This is a genomic window from Streptomyces roseoverticillatus, from assembly GCF_000719265.1.
Lineage (GTDB): Bacteria > Actinomycetota > Actinomycetes > Streptomycetales > Streptomycetaceae > Streptomyces > Streptomyces roseoverticillatus.
This window is the reverse complement of sequence record NZ_JOFL01000001.1, coordinates 23,911-40,221: the sequence shown is the minus strand read 5'-3', so window position 1 is coordinate 40,221 and position 16,311 is coordinate 23,911. Positions and strand designations below refer to the sequence as shown.

Genomic DNA, 16,311 nt, shown 5'->3' with positions numbered 1-16,311 from the left:
TGTCCGGGTGCCGACACTAGGTCGCCCCGGCCCCCGTGCCCCGTCCCGGCGCTGACGGTGATGTGGGAACCCGAACCCTCCGCGCCGCGCACCGGCCCGTCACGACGGGCGGTGAGCCACGCTGTTCCCGGCTGCCCCGCAAGAGGGCCGGCCCGGACGGAGGGAAAGGACGCCGATGTGCTGCGCGTGATCCTGCTGGCGCTGGGCGCCCTGGCGGTGGGCACCGACGCCTACATGACGGCCGGACTGCTGCCGCAGATCTCCGGCGAGTTCCGCGGCGGGGCCGCGGCGGCCGGTCAGCTCGTGACCGTCTTCGCCGTCTCCTACGCGCTCCTCGCCCCGCTCGCGCAGACCGCGCTGGGCCGCCTGGGCATGCGCCGGATCCTGCTCGTTTCCCTGGCCGCCTTCACCCTGGCCAACGCCGCCGGCGCGCTCGCCCCGGACGCGGTGAGCCTGGCGGGCACGCGCGTGCTGGCGGGCGCGGCGGCCGGCGTCTTCATGCCCACCGCCGCTGCGGCCGCCTCGCTCCTCGCCGGACCCGAACGCCGGGGCCGCGCCCTGGCCGTGGTCCTGGGCGGGCTCAGCTGCGGCACCGTCCTCGGCGTCCCCGTGGGCCTGCTGCTCGCCGGCCACACCGGGTGGCGCTCCGCGCTGTGGCTGGTGACCGGCATCGGAGCCGCCGCCCACCTGGGCACGGCCCTCCTGCTGCCGCCCATGGGCGGCGCGACCCTGCCCTCGCTCGCCGAGCGCGCCGCCCAGCTGAAGGCCCCCCGGACCGGCGCCGCCGTCCTGACCACCTTCTGCCAGACCGTCGCCAGCCTGGGCCTCTACACGTATCTCCTGCCGGTGCTGGACGCGGCGGACGGAGGGCCCGGCGGCGCCGGGCTGTGGGTGTGGGGGCTGGGCGGCGTGCTGGGGAGCTTCGCCATCGGCCCTCTGCTGGACCGCGTCCCCCGTCCCGGCCTGCTGACCGGGGTGCTGCTGTCGGCACTCGCCCTCGCCCTGGCGGCGATCGGGTTCGCCCGCGGCCCGTGGTGGCTGTGGCCGCTGCTGGCCGTGTGGGGCGCGGCCGGCTGGGCCTTCGTCGTCCCCCAGCAGCACCGCCTGCTGGCGGCCGGGCCCGCCCGCGGGGCCGCGGCCCTCGCCCTCAACAGCTCGGCCACGTACCTCGGCGGATCGGCCGGCGCCGCCCTCGGCGGCGCGGCCCTGGCGGCGGGCCTCGCCCCGTACGACCTGCCGCTGGCCGCGTCCGGCTGCGCCGTGGTCGCGTTGGCCGTCCACCTGGCCGGTGCTCGCCGTGGTGCCCGCCGCGGCGCCCGTCGCGGCGTCCGCCGGGACGGGGCTCCGGGCCCGCCGCCTCACGGCCCCGTCCCGGGTCCCCAAGGCACCCGGCCCCGCCGGCTACCGCGGCAACAAGGCTCCCGCCGCCAGGGCGCGCAACCCCCGCCCGGGTGACCGGCGGTGCCGTCGCCCGGCCTCAGGCCGCACGGCACCGCCGATCGCCACCGTTGTGGCACACCGCCGCCGCGGCGGAAGTGGGGTGGCCGGCACCGGACGCCGGCTTGGGCACCCCGCGATGCGGTGTCCGTCCGTCCCGTCATCAGCCGGCCGTTCCGTCATCAGCCGTCCGGCCCCGTAACCGGTCGCCCCCCCGTGACCGGTCGCCGGACCCGTAACCCGTAACCCGAAATCCGCATCAGCAACCCGATACCCGTCACCCGTCACCCACCCGTCACCCGTCATCAGCACCGCCCCCCGGCCCCACCCCGGCCCCCAGCGATCGGAGATCCCCGTGAAGTTCGGCGTCAACGTCCCCAACTACGGCCCCGGCGCCACCCCCGAGACCCTGGGGGAGTGGGCCGGCCGGCTCGAACAGCTCGGCTACCACCACCTGCTGGTGTCCGACCACGTCGCCCCCACCCCCGAGGTCCAGCGCCTGTTCGCCGCCCCCTTCTACGACCCGTTCACCGTGCTGTCCTACCTGGCCGGCGTGACCCGCACGATCGGGCTCGGCACGACCGTGACGATCCTGCCCTACCGCCACCCCGTCCTGACCGCCCGCATGGCAGCGGCCATCGACCGGCTCAGCGGCGGCCGCTTCGTCCTCGGCGCGGCCGCGGGCTGGGCCCCGGGCGAGTTCGCCGCGCTCGGCGTCCCCTACGCCCGCCGCGGCGCCCGGAGCGACGAGTACCTCGCCGTCATCAAGGCCTGCTGGGCGAACGACGTGGTCAGCCACCACGGCGAGTTCGTGTCCTTCGACCACCTGCACACCGGCCCGGCACCCCTGCAGCGCCCGGGCCCGCCCGTGTGGGTCGGCGGGCACAGCCCCGGCGCCCTGCGCCGCGCCGTGCGCTTCGGCGACGCCTGGCACCCCACCTCCGTCACCGCCCAGTGGCTGACCGGCTACGGCCTGCCCGCCCTGGAGCGGACGGCCAAGGAACTGGACCTGCCCGTGCCCGCACTCGTGCCCCGCATCAAACTCCGCGTCACCGCCCGTCCCCTGGGCAACGGCCGGCTCATGGGCGAGGGCAGCCTCGACGAGATCCACCAGGACCTGGCCCTCCTGGACGCCCTGGGCGTCCCCACCGTCGTCCTCGACCCGACGTTCCCCGGCGAGCCCCGCACCCCCGAGCGCAACGCCCGCGACCTCGACGCCCTCGAAACCCTCGCCCGTAAGGTCATCGACCCGGAACAGCAGCGCCTGCGCTGATGTTGCCCGCAGCATGACCACACCCACCCCCGGCGCGGCCCCCGCGCCGCGCCACCCCGACGTGGACCTGCGCCGCCTGAGAGTCCTGGCGGAGCTCGACCGCCGCAAGACGGTCAGCGCCGCCGCGGCCGCCCTGCACCTGACGCCCTCCGCCGTGTCCCAGCAACTGGCCGCCCTCTCCAAGGAGCTGGGCGTGCGCCTGACCGAACCGGCCGGCCGCCGGCTGCGCCTGACCGGCGCGGCCCGCATCGTGCTGCGCCACGCCGAGGAGATCTTCACCTGGACCGACCGGCTCCACGAGGCGGTGGCCGCCTGGCGCGAGGGGGAGACCGGCGAGGTGTCGGTGGCCGGTTTCGCCACCACGCTCACCCCGCTGATCCTGCCCGCCGCCGCCATCCTCAAGGAGAGCCGGCCCCAGCTGCGCACGACCCTCGCCGAGGTCGACCCGCCGGTCAGCTTCGAGATGCTCGCCGACGGGCGCACCGACGTCGTCATCGCCGTGGAGTCCCCGAACGCGCCCGTCGGCGACCCGCGGTTCGAGAAGTTCCCCCTCATGCAGGAGATCTTCGACGTGGCGCTGCCCCTGGGCCACCGGCTGGAGGAGGCGGCGTCGCTGACGCTCGCCGACCTCGCCGACGAGGCGTGGATCTTCGCCACCGCCGGCATGTGCCAGGAGATCCCCCTGGCGGCCTGCGCCGCCGCCGGGTTCACGCCGCGCGCCACGCACGCCATCGGCGACTGGGAGGCCACGTTCGCGGCCGTCCGGCACGGCATGGGCATCAGCCTCGTCCCGCGCCTGGCCCGCTCCGCGGCCCGTTCCGGCGTGGTCGTCAAGACCTTCGACGACGCGCCCTGCCGGCAGGTGTTCGCCGCCGTGCGCGCCGGCGACGGGAGCCTGCCCCAGGTCGCGGCCGTCGTCGAGGCCCTGGCGCAGGCGGCCGCGACGGCCCGCGCGCAGGACGACGGCGAACGGTAGAAGCGAACCGTAAGCCCGCCTTCACGATCATCGGAAGAATCCCTCGATGGACGCCGCGGGGGCGGCGGTGTGAGGCTCTATCCCAGAGCCCGGCCGCCGCACCACCCCCGGGACTCTGCCCGGCTCGGCCCGCACCGGCGCCGCAACGCCCTTGCTCGTTCCCCCTGTTGCGCCCGGTACGGCCCTGCCCCCAACGAGACCGAAATGCCCCGAATGGCCCGTCCGTGGACGTGACCGTCCGGACCCCCGGGGCACCGCGACGCCGAGGAGAATCATGTCGAAGGGTGCCGTCCTGCGGCTTTCCGCCCTGAGCCTGCTGTGGGGCTCCGTCTTCCTGTGGATCAAAATCTCCGGATACGCCTTCTCCCCCGTGGAGATGGTCTTCGTCCGCCTCGTCCTGGGCGCCGCCGTCCTGCTGACCATCGGCGTGGCCAAGGGCCAGAAGCTCCCCCGCGACAAGAAGGTCCTCGGCCACATGGCCGTGGCCGCCTTCCTCGGCAACGCCGTCCCCTGGCTGCTGTTCGCCGAAGGGGAGCGCACCGGCTCCAGCAACATCGCCGGCATCGTCAGCGGCACCGGCCCCGTGTGGACCCTCGGAGCCGCCGTCCTCCTCGGCTCCGAGAAGCGCCTCGGCGCGGCCCGCATCTGGGGCATGGCCATCGGCCTGCTCGGCGTCGTCCTCGTCGCCGCCCCCTGGAGCGACGGCACGCACGCCTCGACCGGCAGCATCGTCTGCTTCGTGCTCGGCGCCGTCAGCTTCGGCAGCAGCTTCGCCTACGTCGGGCGCTTCCTGGCCGGCCGCGGCATCCCCGTCTTCATGCTCGCCGGCGGCCAGCTCGCCATCGCCGCCCTCATGACGCTCGTCGCCGTGCCCTTCATCGGCCTCGAACCGGTCGAGTGGCGCACCGACTCCGTCATCGCCCTGATCATCCTGGGCATCGTCTGCACCGGCTTCGCCGTCCTGCTCAACACCATCATCATCACCAAGGACGGCGCCGCCGCGGCAGCCACCGTCATCTACCTCATGACCGTCGTCTCCGTCGTCCTGGGCGCCGTCTTCCTCGACGAACCCCTCGGCTGGACCGTCCTGCTGGGCACCGCGGCCGTCCTCGCCGCCACCGCCCTGCTGCGCCGCAAGCCGGCCCCCGCCGCCGCCCCCGCGCCGGCCGCGGACGCCGCACCGGCCTCCCGGGTGGGCACGGCCCCCGCCGCAGGCGCCCAGTAGCCCGCCGCACCGCACCGACGGCCGCCCCCTCCCCGGCGGCCTCGCCCCCAGGGGGCGGGACTCGGGAAGCACGCACCGCCCCGGCGGACACCGCGTGTCCCCGCCATCCCGCCCCCTTCGCCGTCACCAGCCCACCCCGCGCACCGGCCCGGCCCGCCCGCCACCGGCCGGACGCGACGAAGCACCCGAGGAACCCGCCATGACGTACGTCGTCGAACGCACCTTCAGGACCCTGGACCACCGCTTCGGCCGCCTCTGGGGCGCGCACGAGACCTTCCTGCACACCCTGTCCGCCCGCGGCACCCTCATCGGCGGCGGCCCCTGGGACGGCGAAGGAGGCGAGATCCTCCTCGTCGACGCCCCCGACGAGATCGCCCTCCACCGCGCCCTGCGCCCCGACCCCCTGGTCCGCGAATCCCTCGTCGCCCAGTCCCGGATCCGCAACTGGAACATCGCCTACGGCCGCCCGGACTTCACCGGTGGCGCCACCCGCACCCCTCCGCCCGCGGCGGCCGCCCTGACCCCGCACGAGCGGCGCATCACCCGCCTCGTCCTGGCCGGGCACACCAACAACGACATCGCCGCGCGCCTGGGCGTCTCCTGCCGGGCCGTCGAGCAGCACCTCACCCGCGTCTACCGCAAGCTCTCCATCCGGCGCCGCGCCCAGCTCGCCCCCGCCCTCGGCGCCACCCTCCCCGAGACCCTCACCCCGGCCCGCCCGCAGGAACGGCTGACTGCGTGATCCCGTAGTGCACCACCCAACGCCCCCGTCATACCGTCCAGTTACGCCGCAGGGCGCGCCGGACACGCACCGGCCCGCGGCGACCGAGGACTTCCCGCGGCCGTTGCCGCCGCCATTCCGCACACCAGGGGGCTTCCTTCCATGACCATGCACAGCACCGCGCGCCTCGGCGTCGTCGTCCCGTCCGGGAACGCCGCCGCCGAACCGGAGATCGCCCGGCTCACGGCCCCGGCCATGCACCTGCACACCTCCCGCTTCCCCGTCCTGCCCGGCCGCACCCTGCGCGACCGCCTGGACGTCTACAACGAGCAACTGCCCGGCGTCATCGCCGGGTTCGGCGGACTGGCGCTCGACGCCGTCGTGGTCGCCTGCAGCGGCTCGCACTACCTCCTCGACCCCGACGGGGACCGCGAACTGTGCGACCGTATCGCGCAGAGCGCCGGCTATCCCGTGGCCTCCTCCACCCTGGCCACCCTCGACACCTGCACCGACCTCGGCCTGACCGACATCGTGCTGGTCTCCCCGTACGAGCCGTGGCTCACCGAACTCTCCGCCCGGTACTGGCAGAAGGCCGGCCTGAACATCACCCGTGTCGTCCCCGTCCGGGCGGGCGAGCGCTTCTCCCCGTACGACGTCACCACCGACGACCTCGTGCGCCAGGCCGGCGCCACTGATCTCGCCCCGGACGCCACCCTGCTGTTCACCGGCACCGGCATGTTCACCTTCGAGGCCCTGGAGCGCATCGGCGACGGCAACGACCGCACCCTGCTCACCTCCAACATCTGCTCCGCCCGGTGGGCCCTCAAGCACACCGACGCCACGCCCGCCGGCCCCGAGGGCGCCCTGCCCCGGCCGCTGCAGCGCCTCGCCGACCGCGCCGGCAGCCGGGCATGAACCCACGCCGGCACCGGGTCGTCGTCGTGGGCGCCGGCCCCGTCGGGCTCACCGCCGCCCTCGTCCTGGCCCACGGCGGCGTGCCGGTCACCGTCCTCGAAGCGGCCGACGGGCTGTCGACCGCCTCCCGGGCGTCGACGTTCCACCCCGCCACCCTCGACCTCCTCGACGAACTCGGCATCGCCGCGCCCCTGCGCGCGGCCGGCCGCGACGTCACCGAGATCCAGTGGCGCGACCTCGACCGGAACCTCCTGCACCGCCTGCCCTACGCGCCCCTCGAAGGCCGCACCGCCCACCCCTACCGGGTCCACGCCGAACAGGCTCGCCTGACCCCGCTGCTCCTGGCCGCCCTCGGCCGCCACCCCCACGCCGACGTCGCCTTCGGACACACGGTCTTCGACCTCCGCCAGGAGCCCGACGGCCTGCGCGTGTGGACCCGCGGCCCCGACGGCGCCCGCGCCCCGGTCACCGCCCGCCACGTCATCGCTGCCGACGGCGCCCGCAGCACCGTCCGCGACCTGCTGCAGCTCGACTCCCGGGCCCGCCCCTATCCCTCCTACGCCCTGCGCATCGTCACCGACACCCCGCTCGACGCCCTGGTGCCGGACCTGTCCCCGCTGACGTACGTCCGCGACGCGCGCACCTCCTTCAGCGTGCTGGGCATGCCCGACCACTGGCGCCTGATCCACCGCATCCCCGCCACCACCCCCCGCGAGCACGTCACCGCCCCCGCGGCCGTGCACGCCCTGGTCGCGCGCAGCCTGCCCGGCCTCGACTCCCGCATCCGCATCCTCGACGCCCACACGTACCGCCTGGCCGCCTTCGTCCTGCCGCGGTTCCGGGCCGGGCGCGTGCTGTTCGCCGGCGACGCCGCCCACCTGACCTCCACCGCCGGCGGCATGAACATGAACTGCGGCCTGCACGACGCCGTCGCCTACGGCCGCGCCCTGATCCGCCTGTACCGCGGCGAGGCCGGGGACCGCTCCCTGACCACCGTGGCCGCGGCCCGCCGCGCCGTCGTCCAGGACGCCGTCATCCCGCGCAGCGAGGCCCGCACCGCCGGCATCGACGACGCCACGGCCCTGCGCTCCGCCCTCGACGACATCGGCCGCATGACCGCCGACGCGGACGCCCGCACCGACTACCTCCTCAAGGCGTCGCTGCTGGACTGCGCTCCCCGCCCCGGGCGCGTGGCGGCCTGAGCCTCCGGCCCCTCACGGGCCACCCCCCCTTCCTCTGATGGAACGTCATCCGCCCAAAGGAACCCCATGCGCATCTGGTTTCACAAACACACCGTGGAGGGCCGCATCCCCCTCCTCGACCAGTGGTACCGCGACCACCTCGACGCCATCGCCGCCCCCGGCACCGTCATCGACGTCCACACCCTGCCCGCCGACACCTACCCCGACAACACCCCCTTCGGCCTGGTCGGCCACCACGCCGCCCAGGTGCTGTTCTCCCAGCACTTCGCCCACGCCGCGGTGCGCGCCGAACGCTCCGGCTACGACGCCTGGATCACCGCCGCCGGCCAGGACCCCGGCCTGCGCGACGCCCGCCACCTCGCGGGCATCCCCACCCTCGGCTACGGCGAGAGCGCCTTCTTCCTCTCCGCCATGACCGGCCAGCGCTTCGGCCTCCTCGGCTTCATGCCGCCCCTCGAAGAACCCATCCGCGCCAACATCACCCGCTACGGCCTGGACTCCCACCTCGCCGCGTACGAAGTCGTCCCCGGCGGCTGGGACGGCGTCCACCGGGCCCTCGACGGCGACTGCGACCCCTTCCTCACCGTCTACACCGAAGCCGCCGAACGCGCCCGCGCAGCCGGCGCCGAGGTGATCGTCCCCGCCGAGGGGATCCCCAACGAGATCCTCTGGCACCTCGGCGTCCGCGAACTCGCCGGCATGCCCGTCGTCGACCCCGCGGGCCTCGCCGTCAAGCTCGCCGAACTCACCGCCGAACTCGGGCGCCTGGGCGTCTTCGCCCGCTCCACCGCCGGCTACTGGTTCCACCGGCCGCCCTCCGACATCGCGCACCACCTCGAAAAGGTATTCCTCGGCTCGACCCTCCAGGGAGCGTGAAAGACCCCATGAACACCCACTCCACCCTCGGCCCGGCCCCCGCCAGCACCCCCGCCGCGGCCCCGCTGCACCGGCCCCGCCGGCTGCGCCGCACCCCCCAGCTGCGCCGCCTGACCGCCGAGACCCAGGTCAACGCCAACAACCTCATCCAGCCGCTGTTCCTGCGCGAGGGCATCACCGAGCCCCGCCCCATCCCCTCCATGCCCGGCGTCTACCAGCACACCCGCGACAGCCTCCGCAAGGCCGCGGCCGAGGCGGTCGCCGCGGGCGTCGGCGGCGTCATGCTCTTCGGCATCCCCAAGGACAAGGACGAGCGGGGCAGCGGAGCCGTCGACCCCGACGGCATCCTGCAGACCGCCCTGCGCGACGTGACCGCCGAGGTGGGCGACGCGACCGTCGTCATCGGCGACATCAACCTCGACGAGTACACCACCCACGGCCACACCGGCGTCCTCGGCGCCGACGGCGACGTCGACAACGACGCCAGCGTCCTGCTCTACGCCCAGGCCGCCGTCGTCCAGGCCGACGCCGGCGCCCACATCGTCGCCCCCAGCGGCATGATGGACGGCCAGGTTCGCCACATCCGCGCCGCCCTCGACCAGGCCGGCCACCACAACGTCGCGATCCTCGGCTACTCCGCCAAGTACGCGTCCCACTTCTACGGGCCCTTCCGCGACGCGGTCGAGTCCTCCCTCCAGGGCAACCGGCGCACCTACCAGCAGTACCCCGGCAACATCCGGGAGTCCCTGCGCGAGGTCGACCTCGACCTCGCCGAGGGCGCCGACATGGTCATGGTCAAGCCCGCCCTGGCCTACCTCGACATCGTCCGCCTCATCGCCGACCGCGTCGACGTGCCCGTCTCCGCCTACCAGGTCTCCGGCGAGTACTCCATGATCGAGGCGGCCGCCGAGCGCGGCTGGATCGACCGCGACGGCACCATCGTGGAGAGCCTCACCGCCATCCACCGCGCCGGAGCCTCCCAGATCATCACGTACTGGGCCACCGAGTTCGCCCCGCGCGTGGGCCGCTGACCCGCCGTCCCGCACTCCGCGTCCCGCGCCCCGCGCGGCGAACCGCCCTCTCCTGCCGGCCGGGACGGCCCCCCTCCGCCCGGCCGGCAGGCGCCCCGCTTCCCGCCCGCCACACACCAAGGTGCACAGACCGTGGAACGACACACACCCGATGACAGCCGGCTGATGGCCGTGGGCATCAGCCACGCCACCGCCCCGCTCGACCTCCTCGAGCGCCTCTACGAAACCCCGCGCCCGCTGGAGGACCTGGCCGGCGACATGGCCGGCGCCCCGGGCCTCGGCTCCTCCCTCGTCCTGTCGACCTGCAACAGGATGGAGGTTTACCTGGAGGCCGAGCCCGGCACCGACCCCGCGCCCGCCGTCGCACACCTGATCGCCGAGCACACCGGCGTCCACGCCGACGAGATCGCCCCGTACGCCTACGTGCGCTCCGCCGACGACGCGCTGCGCCACCTCTTCCAGGTCGCCGCCGGCCTCGACTCAGTCGTCCTGGGCGAGGACCAGATCCTCGGCCAGGTCAAGGAGGCCCTCGACCGCTCCCAGCGCACCGGCACCGCCAGCAAGACCCTCAACCAGGCCGTCCAGGCCGCGCTGCGCGCCGGCAAGCGCGCCCGCAACGAGACCGGCCTGAACGAGGCCGGCCGCTCCCTGGCCACCGCCGGGCTCGCCTTCTTCGAGCGCCTAGTCGGCTCGCTCGACGGCAAGACCGCCCTCGTCATCGGCGCCGGCTCCTTCGGCGGCGTCGTCCTCGCCGCGCTGCGCCGCTCCGGCCTGCAGACCGTCCACATGGCCAACCGCACGCCCGACAAGGCCCAGCGCCTGGCCGAGACCGCGGGCGGCACCGGATACCCCCTGGAGGACATCCCCCGCCTCCTGGCGGAGGTCGACGTCGTCGTCAGCTGCACCGCCTCCACCGTCCCGCTGGTGACCCGCCGGCACGTCGACGAGGCCATGGCGGCCCGGGCGGGCCGCGAACTGTACTTGCTCGACCTCTCGCTGCCCCGCAACATCGAGGCCGGCGTCGCCGAGGCCGGGGGCACCGTCCTCGTCGACCTCCAGCGCATCGCCGCCGAGGGCGGGGACGACGAACTCTCCGTCGCCAGCGTCGAGTCCGCCCACCGCATCGTCGACACCGAGGTCGCCGCCTTCAAGGCGGACCGCCGCGCCGCCCGCGCCACCCCCATCCTCGCCGCGCTGCGCACCAGCGCGGCCGAGGCCACCGCCACCGAACTCGACCGGCTCAGCCGCCGCCTGGACGCCATGGACAGCGCCGCCCAGGAGGAGGTCGCCCACAGCGTCCGGCGCATCGTCGACAAGATGCTCCACCAGCCCACCGTGCGCGCCCGCCGGCTCGCCGGCGCCCCCGACGGCGACGTCTACGTCGACGCTCTGCGCGCCCTCTTCGCCCCCGAGACCGGTCCGCGCGGGGCCGCCGCCGCAGCCGGCTCGCCCACCGCGAACACCGCCCCCGCCGCCCAGGAGATCATGGCATGAGTGCAATATCCGCCCTGTGGAACGCCGACTCGATCGCCGTCATCGGAGCGACCGAACGCCCCGGCGCCCTCGGCAGGAAGCCCATGGACTTCCTGCTGCGCCACGGCTACAAGGGCCGCATCCTGCCCATCAACCCCCGCGGCGGCGAGGTCCTGGGCGTCCCCGCGTACCCCGGCCTCACCGATGTCCAGGGGCCCGTCGACCTCGCCCTGATCATGGTCGCGGCCGACCGCGTCCCCGGCGCCGTCGACGACTGCATCGCCGCCGGCGTCCCCCTGGCCATCATCGCCTCCTCCGGCTTCGCCGAGACCGGCGAGGAGGGCGCCGCCCTCCAGGACGACCTCGTGACCCGCGCCCGCGCCGGCGGGCTGCGCCTCATCGGCCCCAACTGCATCGGCGCCGTCAGCTTCAACAACCGCGTCCTCGCCACCTTCAGCCCGCTCTTCGGCGCCGAGAGCGTCCCCTTCGAGCCCGGCACCCTCGCCTTCGTCAGCCAGAGCGGCGCCCTCGGCTTCGGCGCCGCCAGCCTCGCCCTGCAGCGCGGACTGCGCCCCGGCTGGGTCGTCAGCACGGGCAACGACGCCGACGTCACCGCCCTCGAAGTCCTGCGCGAGCTCTCCGCCGAGCCCGAGTGCACGGGCCTCCTCGGCTACCTGGAAGACACCCCGGACCCCGCCACCCTGCGCACGCTCGCCGACTCCGGCAAGCCCGTCGCCCTGCTGAAGTCCGGCCGCACCGAGGCCGGCGGCCGCGCCGCCGCCTCCCACACCGGAGCCCTCGCCACCGACGACCGCGTCCTGGACGTCGCCTTGCGCCAGCTCGGCATCGTCCGCGTCGGCGACATCGACGAACTCCTTGACGTCGCCCAGGCCTTCGAGTTCCCCCTGCGCCCCAAGGGCCCCAAGGTCGCCGTCGTCACCACCTCCGGCGGCTCGGGCATCCTCGCCGCCGACGCCGTCGAGGACGCCGGCCTCGAACTGAGCGCCCTCAGCCCCGAGAGCACCGCCGCGCTCGCCGAGATCGTCCCGCCCTTCGGCGCCGTCGACAACCCCGTCGACATCACCGCCACCGTCCTGAGCGACCCCTCGCTCTTCGACAAGTCCCTCGACGTCCTGATCGCCGACCCCGCCGTCGACATCATCATCGCCTGCTTCTGCGTCATGGCAGGCCCCGACGTCGAGAAGGCCGTCACCGCCCTGTCCAAGGCGGCCCGCAAGGGCGGCAAGCCCATCCTCGTCGCCCGCACCGGCGCCGACTTCCTCGCCCCCGACGCCCCCGCCCAGCTCCGCGAGGCCGGCCTGCCCGACTACCCCACGCCCGCCCGCGCCCTGCGCGCCGCGTCCGCCCTCTGGCAGGTCAGCCGCCCGCGCACCGCCACGACCGCCCCCGCCGGCCCCGGCGCCCCCGCCCCCGCGCAGGACGCCACAGAGCCGCAGCTCAAGTCGCTCCTCGCGGCCGCCGGCGCCACCGTCCCCAAGGGCCGCACCGCCACCGGCGCCGAGGACGCGGCACGCCTGGTGGCCGAGCTCGGCGGCCGCGCCGTCGCCAAGGCCGTCGTCCCCGGGCTGCTGCACAAGTCCGAGGCCGGGGGAGTCCTCGTCGGCATCACCGAACAGGACGCTCCCGGGGCCTACGACAAGCTCGCCGCACTCGGCGGCGACGTCCTCGTCGAGGAACTCGCCCCCGCCGGCGTCGAGATGATCGTCGGCGCCCGCACGAGCGCCCTCGGCACCGTCCTGACTGTCGGCCTCGGCGGCATCTTCGCCGAGATCCTCGACGACGTCAGCCACCGCCTGCTGCCGCTGGCCCCCGGCGACGCCCAAGCGATGATCGCCGAACTGCGCGGCGCGGCCCTCCTGAACGGCGCCCGCGGCACGGCCGCCGCCGACACCACCGCCCTCGCCCGCCTCCTGGAGAACGTCGCCCTCGCCGTCCAGGACTGGCCCGAAGGCTTCGAGCTCGACCTCAACCCCGTGCGCGTCCTGAAGGAGGGCGCGGGCGCGGTGGTGCTCGACGCCGCGTACACGGTGGCCGAGGCCGGCACCCCCGCCTGACGGACACCGGAGCCGGCGGCCCCCGAGGCCGCCGGCTCCGCCCCCCTTCCCCTCCCTCTTTCTTTCTTGTCTTGTGAACTCTCCTTGTGAAAGGCCCGTGTCATGACCACCCCCATGTCCGAGACGCTGTTCGCCCGCGCGGGCACCGTCATCCCCGGCGGCGTCAACTCCCCCGTACGAGCCTTCGGTTCGGTCGGCGGCACCCCCGTGTTCATGGCCTCCGCCCAGGGGCCCTACCTCACCGACACCGACGGCAACCAGTACGTCGACCTGATCTGCTCCTGGGGGCCGATGATCCTCGGCCACCGCCACCCCGCCGTCATGGACGCCGTCCGCGGGGCCCTGGCCAAGGGAACGTCCTTCGGCACCGCCACCGAGGGCGAGATCGCCCTCGCCGAGGAGATCACCGACCGCGTCGCCCCCGTCGAGCGGGTGCGCCTGGTGACGTCCGGCACCGAGGCGACGATGTCCGCCATCCGCCTGGCCCGTGGCTTCACCGGCCGCACGAAGATCGTGAAGTTCGCCGGCTGCTACCACGGCCACGTCGACGCCCTCCTCGCCGCCGCCGGCTCCGGGCTCGCCACCTTCGCCCTGCCCGACACCCCCGGCGTGACCGGCGCTCAGGCCGCCGACACCATCGTCCTGCCCTACAACGACCTCGCCGCCGTCGAGAAGACCTTCGCCGAGCAGGGCGGCGACATCGCCTGCGTCATCACCGAGGCCGCCCCCGGCAACATGGGCGCCGTCCCGCCCCTGCCCGGCTTCAACCAGGGCCTCGCCGACCTCTGCCGGCGCCACGGCGCCCTCTACATCTCCGACGAGGTCATGACGGGCTTCCGCGCCGCCCGGGACGGCTGGTACGGGCGCGACGGCGTGGCCGCGGACCTCTTCACGTACGGCAAGGTCATGGGCGGCGGCTTCCCCGCCGCGGCCTTCGGCGGCCGCGCCGACGTCATGGAGCACCTCGCCCCGTCCGGCCCCGTCTACCAGGCCGGCACGCTCGCCGGGAACCCGGTGGCCACCGCCGCCGGCCTCGCCACGCTGCGCCACTGCACCGGTGAGGTCTACGAGCGCCTGGAGACGGTCTCCGCCACCATCGGCAGCCACGTCTCGCAGGCCCTGGACGCCGAGGGCGTCGCCCACCGGCTGCAGTACTCCGGCACCATGTTCTCCGTCTTCTTCGCCTCCGCGCCCGTCACCGACTACGACGCGGTCAAGGCCACCGAGGCGCACCGCTACCGCGCCTTCTTCCACGCGATGCTGCGCCAGGGCGTGTACCTGCCCCCGTCGCCGTTCGAGGCGTGGTTCGTGTCGGCGTCCCACGACGACCGCGCCGTGGACCGGGTGCTGTCCGCCCTGCCCGCGGCCGCCAAGGCCGCCGCGGCGGCGCAGCCCGCCTGAGGCGCCCGGGCGCGTGACGACAGCGCTGCCGGGCCCGGTGCGATCACCGGACCCGGCAGCGGGGGAGCGGGGGAGCCGTCAGGACGCCAGCGAGATGCCGACCCGGATGGTGTCACGCACCGCCTTGGAATACGGGCAGCGGCCGTGGGCCTGCTCCACCAGGGACCGCGCGACGTCCTCCGGCACCCCCGGCAGGTCCACCACGAGGTCCGCGCTGATCGAGTACCCGCTCTCGTCCCGCTCCAGGTGGACCCGCGCGGACACCGTGTCCTGCGCCAGGGCCACCTTGGCCTCGCGGGCCGACAGCCGCAGCGCGCTGTGGAAGCACGCCGCGTAACCCGCCGCGAACAACTGCTCCGGGTTGGTGGCGCCACCCGGGCCGCCGACCTCCTTGGGCGCGGCCAGACCCAGCTCCAGGACACCGTCCGGCGAACGCACGCTGCCGTTGCGGCCGTCCCCCGACGACACGACATCGGCTGTGTACACAACTCCCATGGAAAAACACTCCATTCACGACCGGAGAAACAGAAAGGGAAAACACCCGGAACTTAGGAAGAGAGACGGCCGGCAGGCCATACGGAACCCCGAACCGAACCGCTCAGAACAGACGCATTGCTCAGAACAGAAGTGAGGAACCCGAAATGGGCCCCCTGGACCACCTCCGCGTCGTGGAACTCGCCGCCGGCGCCCCCACCGCCTACGCCGCCACCCTGCTCGCCGACCTCGGCGCCGACGTCGTACGGATCGACCGCCCCGGCAGCCGCCACCAGGCCGCCGACCCCCTCGGCCGCGGCCGCCGCTCGGTCGCCGCCGACCTCAAAGACGAGGACGACCTGAACACCGTCCGCTCACTGATCGACCGCGCCGACGTGTTCCTGGAGGGGCTGCGCCCCGGCATGTGCGAACGGCTCGGCCTGGGCCCGGAGAACGTGATGGAGAGCAACCGGCGCCTCGTCTACGCCCGCCTCTCCGGCTGGGGCCGCACCGGCCCCTGGGCCGCGCGGCCCGGCCACGACATCAGCTTCCTGGCCATGGCCGGACTCCTCGACGGCAACCGCCCCGCCGGGGGCGCTCCGGTGCCCCCGTCCACCTACCTGTCCACCTTCGCCGGCGGCGGCATGCTCCAAGCCCTCGGCATCCTGGCCGCCCTCCACGAGCGCGACCGCTCCGGCCGCGGCCAGGTCGTCGACGCGGCGATGGTCGACGGCGCCGCCATGCTGGACGTGATGACCCGTCAATGGCGCGACCTCCCCGGCATGACCACCGTCACCGACGCCCCCTTCTACACCACCTACGCCTGCCAGGACGGCCTCCACGTCGCGGTCGGCGCCATCGAACCGCGCTTCTACGACACGCTGCTGGAGTGCCTCGCCCTCGACCCGGCCGCCCTGCCCGACCGCGCCGACGAGGCCGATTGGCCCGCCCTGCGCGACCTCCTCGCGGCCGCCTTCGCGGAACACCCCCGCCACCACTGGACCAAGGTCTTCGACGAGCACGAGGCGTGCGTCGTCCCGGTCCTGGACCCGGCCGAGGCCGCCGCGCACCCGGCGCTGCGCGAGCGGGCCGCCTTCGTGGACGTGGCCGGCGCGCCCCAGCCCGCCCCGGCCCCCCGCTTCAGCCGCACCCCCGCCGCCGTCCCCGCCCCGGCCCCGGCGCCCGGCGCGCACACGGCCGCCGACGTCCTGAGCGCCTGGGCGTAACCTCGG

14 protein-coding genes are annotated in these 16,311 nt (G+C 74.8%); 13 read left to right on the top strand and 1 reads right to left on the bottom strand.

The genetic code is table 11. The annotated features are described in order from the left end of the window. The first annotated feature begins 177 nt into the window (after positions 1–177). From IF61_RS0100195 to hemL, 12 genes are all read left to right on the top strand, one after another. Positions 178–1,455: an MFS transporter gene (locus tag IF61_RS0100195; protein WP_107042941.1), complete on the top strand. Its 1,278-nt coding sequence runs from the start codon at positions 178–180 to the stop codon at positions 1,453–1,455. Positions 1,456–1,792: 337 nt separating this feature from the next. After that, positions 1,793–2,710, top strand: coding sequence for a TIGR03619 family F420-dependent LLM class oxidoreductase (locus IF61_RS0100190; RefSeq protein ID WP_030364068.1), 918 nt, complete (start codon positions 1,793–1,795; stop codon positions 2,708–2,710). Between the two features lie 13 nt (positions 2,711–2,723). Beyond that, entirely contained in the window at positions 2,724–3,686 is a 963-nt protein-coding gene (locus IF61_RS0100185; RefSeq protein WP_052392264.1) for a LysR family transcriptional regulator, read from the top strand. Positions 3,687–3,960: 274 nt separating this feature from the next. Continuing rightward, positions 3,961–4,911, top strand: coding sequence for a DMT family transporter (locus IF61_RS0100180; protein ID WP_030364066.1), 951 nt, complete (start codon positions 3,961–3,963; stop codon positions 4,909–4,911). Positions 4,912–5,110: 199 nt separating this feature from the next. Then, positions 5,111–5,653 carry a helix-turn-helix transcriptional regulator gene (locus IF61_RS0100175; RefSeq protein WP_052392263.1) on the top strand — a complete coding sequence of 181 codons (543 nt, stop codon included), beginning with the start codon at positions 5,111–5,113 and terminating at the stop codon, positions 5,651–5,653. A gap of 141 nt (positions 5,654–5,794) precedes the next feature. Next, entirely contained in the window at positions 5,795–6,547 is a 753-nt protein-coding gene (locus tag IF61_RS0100170; RefSeq protein WP_030364064.1) for a maleate cis-trans isomerase family protein, read from the top strand. Beyond that, on the top strand, positions 6,544–7,749 hold the full coding sequence (locus IF61_RS0100165; protein WP_030364063.1) for an FAD-dependent oxidoreductase: 1,206 nt from the start codon (positions 6,544–6,546) through the stop codon (positions 7,747–7,749). The genes IF61_RS0100170 and IF61_RS0100165 overlap by 4 nt, the downstream gene beginning before the upstream one ends. A 66-nt stretch (positions 7,750–7,815) precedes the next feature. After that, positions 7,816–8,625: an aspartate/glutamate racemase family protein gene (locus IF61_RS0100160; RefSeq protein ID WP_030364062.1), complete on the top strand. Its 810-nt coding sequence runs from the start codon at positions 7,816–7,818 to the stop codon at positions 8,623–8,625. Positions 8,626–8,633: 8 nt separating this feature from the next. Then, positions 8,634–9,656 carry a porphobilinogen synthase gene (gene hemB / locus IF61_RS0100155; RefSeq protein WP_052392262.1) on the top strand — a complete coding sequence of 341 codons (1,023 nt, stop codon included), beginning with the start codon at positions 8,634–8,636 and terminating at the stop codon, positions 9,654–9,656. 132 nt (positions 9,657–9,788) lie between these two features. After that, positions 9,789–11,150 carry a glutamyl-tRNA reductase gene (hemA, locus tag IF61_RS0100150; protein ID WP_245684342.1) on the top strand — a complete coding sequence of 454 codons (1,362 nt, stop codon included), beginning with the start codon at positions 9,789–9,791 and terminating at the stop codon, positions 11,148–11,150. Beyond that, complete coding sequence (locus tag IF61_RS0100145) at positions 11,147–13,204, top strand: acetate--CoA ligase family protein (protein ID WP_030364059.1); 2,058 nt, start codon at positions 11,147–11,149, stop codon at positions 13,202–13,204. Before hemA ends, IF61_RS0100145 begins: the two co-directional genes overlap by 4 nt. 102 nt (positions 13,205–13,306) lie before the next feature. Beyond that, the gene (hemL, locus tag IF61_RS0100140; RefSeq protein ID WP_030364058.1) at positions 13,307–14,605 is read left to right on the top strand and encodes a glutamate-1-semialdehyde 2,1-aminomutase; all 1,299 of its coding nucleotides are present in this window, start codon (positions 13,307–13,309) and stop codon (positions 14,603–14,605) included. A gap of 78 nt (positions 14,606–14,683) precedes the next feature. On the opposite strand, the gene IF61_RS0100135 is transcribed toward hemL, so the two are convergent. Next, a complete protein-coding gene (locus tag IF61_RS0100135; RefSeq protein ID WP_030364057.1) occupies positions 14,684–15,100 on the bottom strand; it encodes an organic hydroperoxide resistance protein in 417 nt (138 codons plus the stop codon). A 146-nt stretch (positions 15,101–15,246) separates the two neighbouring features. Between IF61_RS0100135 and IF61_RS0100130 the strand changes: the two genes are divergently transcribed. Continuing rightward, the gene (locus tag IF61_RS0100130; protein ID WP_030364056.1) at positions 15,247–16,305 is read left to right on the top strand and encodes a CaiB/BaiF CoA transferase family protein; all 1,059 of its coding nucleotides are present in this window, start codon (positions 15,247–15,249) and stop codon (positions 16,303–16,305) included. Positions 16,306–16,311: the final 6 nt, after the last annotated feature.

What these genes read in the sequence shown, in the direction of transcription:
- IF61_RS0100135 (WP_030364057.1), bottom strand. Translation starts at nt 15,100, where the DNA reads ATGGGAGTTGTGTACACAGCCGATGTCGTGTCGTCGGGGGACGGCCGC.
- IF61_RS0100175 (WP_052392263.1), top strand. Translation starts at nt 5,111, where the DNA reads ATGACGTACGTCGTCGAACGCACCTTCAGGACCCTGGACCACCGCTTC.
- IF61_RS0100130 (WP_030364056.1), top strand. Translation starts at nt 15,247, where the DNA reads ATGGGCCCCCTGGACCACCTCCGCGTCGTGGAACTCGCCGCCGGCGCC.
- IF61_RS0100165 (WP_030364063.1), top strand. Translation starts at nt 6,544, where the DNA reads ATGAACCCACGCCGGCACCGGGTCGTCGTCGTGGGCGCCGGCCCCGTC.
- IF61_RS0100185 (WP_052392264.1), top strand. Translation starts at nt 2,724, where the DNA reads ATGACCACACCCACCCCCGGCGCGGCCCCCGCGCCGCGCCACCCCGAC.
- hemB (WP_052392262.1), top strand. Translation starts at nt 8,634, where the DNA reads ATGAACACCCACTCCACCCTCGGCCCGGCCCCCGCCAGCACCCCCGCC.
- IF61_RS0100180 (WP_030364066.1), top strand. Translation starts at nt 3,961, where the DNA reads ATGTCGAAGGGTGCCGTCCTGCGGCTTTCCGCCCTGAGCCTGCTGTGG.
- IF61_RS0100160 (WP_030364062.1), top strand. Translation starts at nt 7,816, where the DNA reads ATGCGCATCTGGTTTCACAAACACACCGTGGAGGGCCGCATCCCCCTC.
- hemL (WP_030364058.1), top strand. Translation starts at nt 13,307, where the DNA reads ATGACCACCCCCATGTCCGAGACGCTGTTCGCCCGCGCGGGCACCGTC.
- IF61_RS0100170 (WP_030364064.1), top strand. Translation starts at nt 5,795, where the DNA reads ATGACCATGCACAGCACCGCGCGCCTCGGCGTCGTCGTCCCGTCCGGG.
- IF61_RS0100145 (WP_030364059.1), top strand. Translation starts at nt 11,147, where the DNA reads ATGAGTGCAATATCCGCCCTGTGGAACGCCGACTCGATCGCCGTCATC.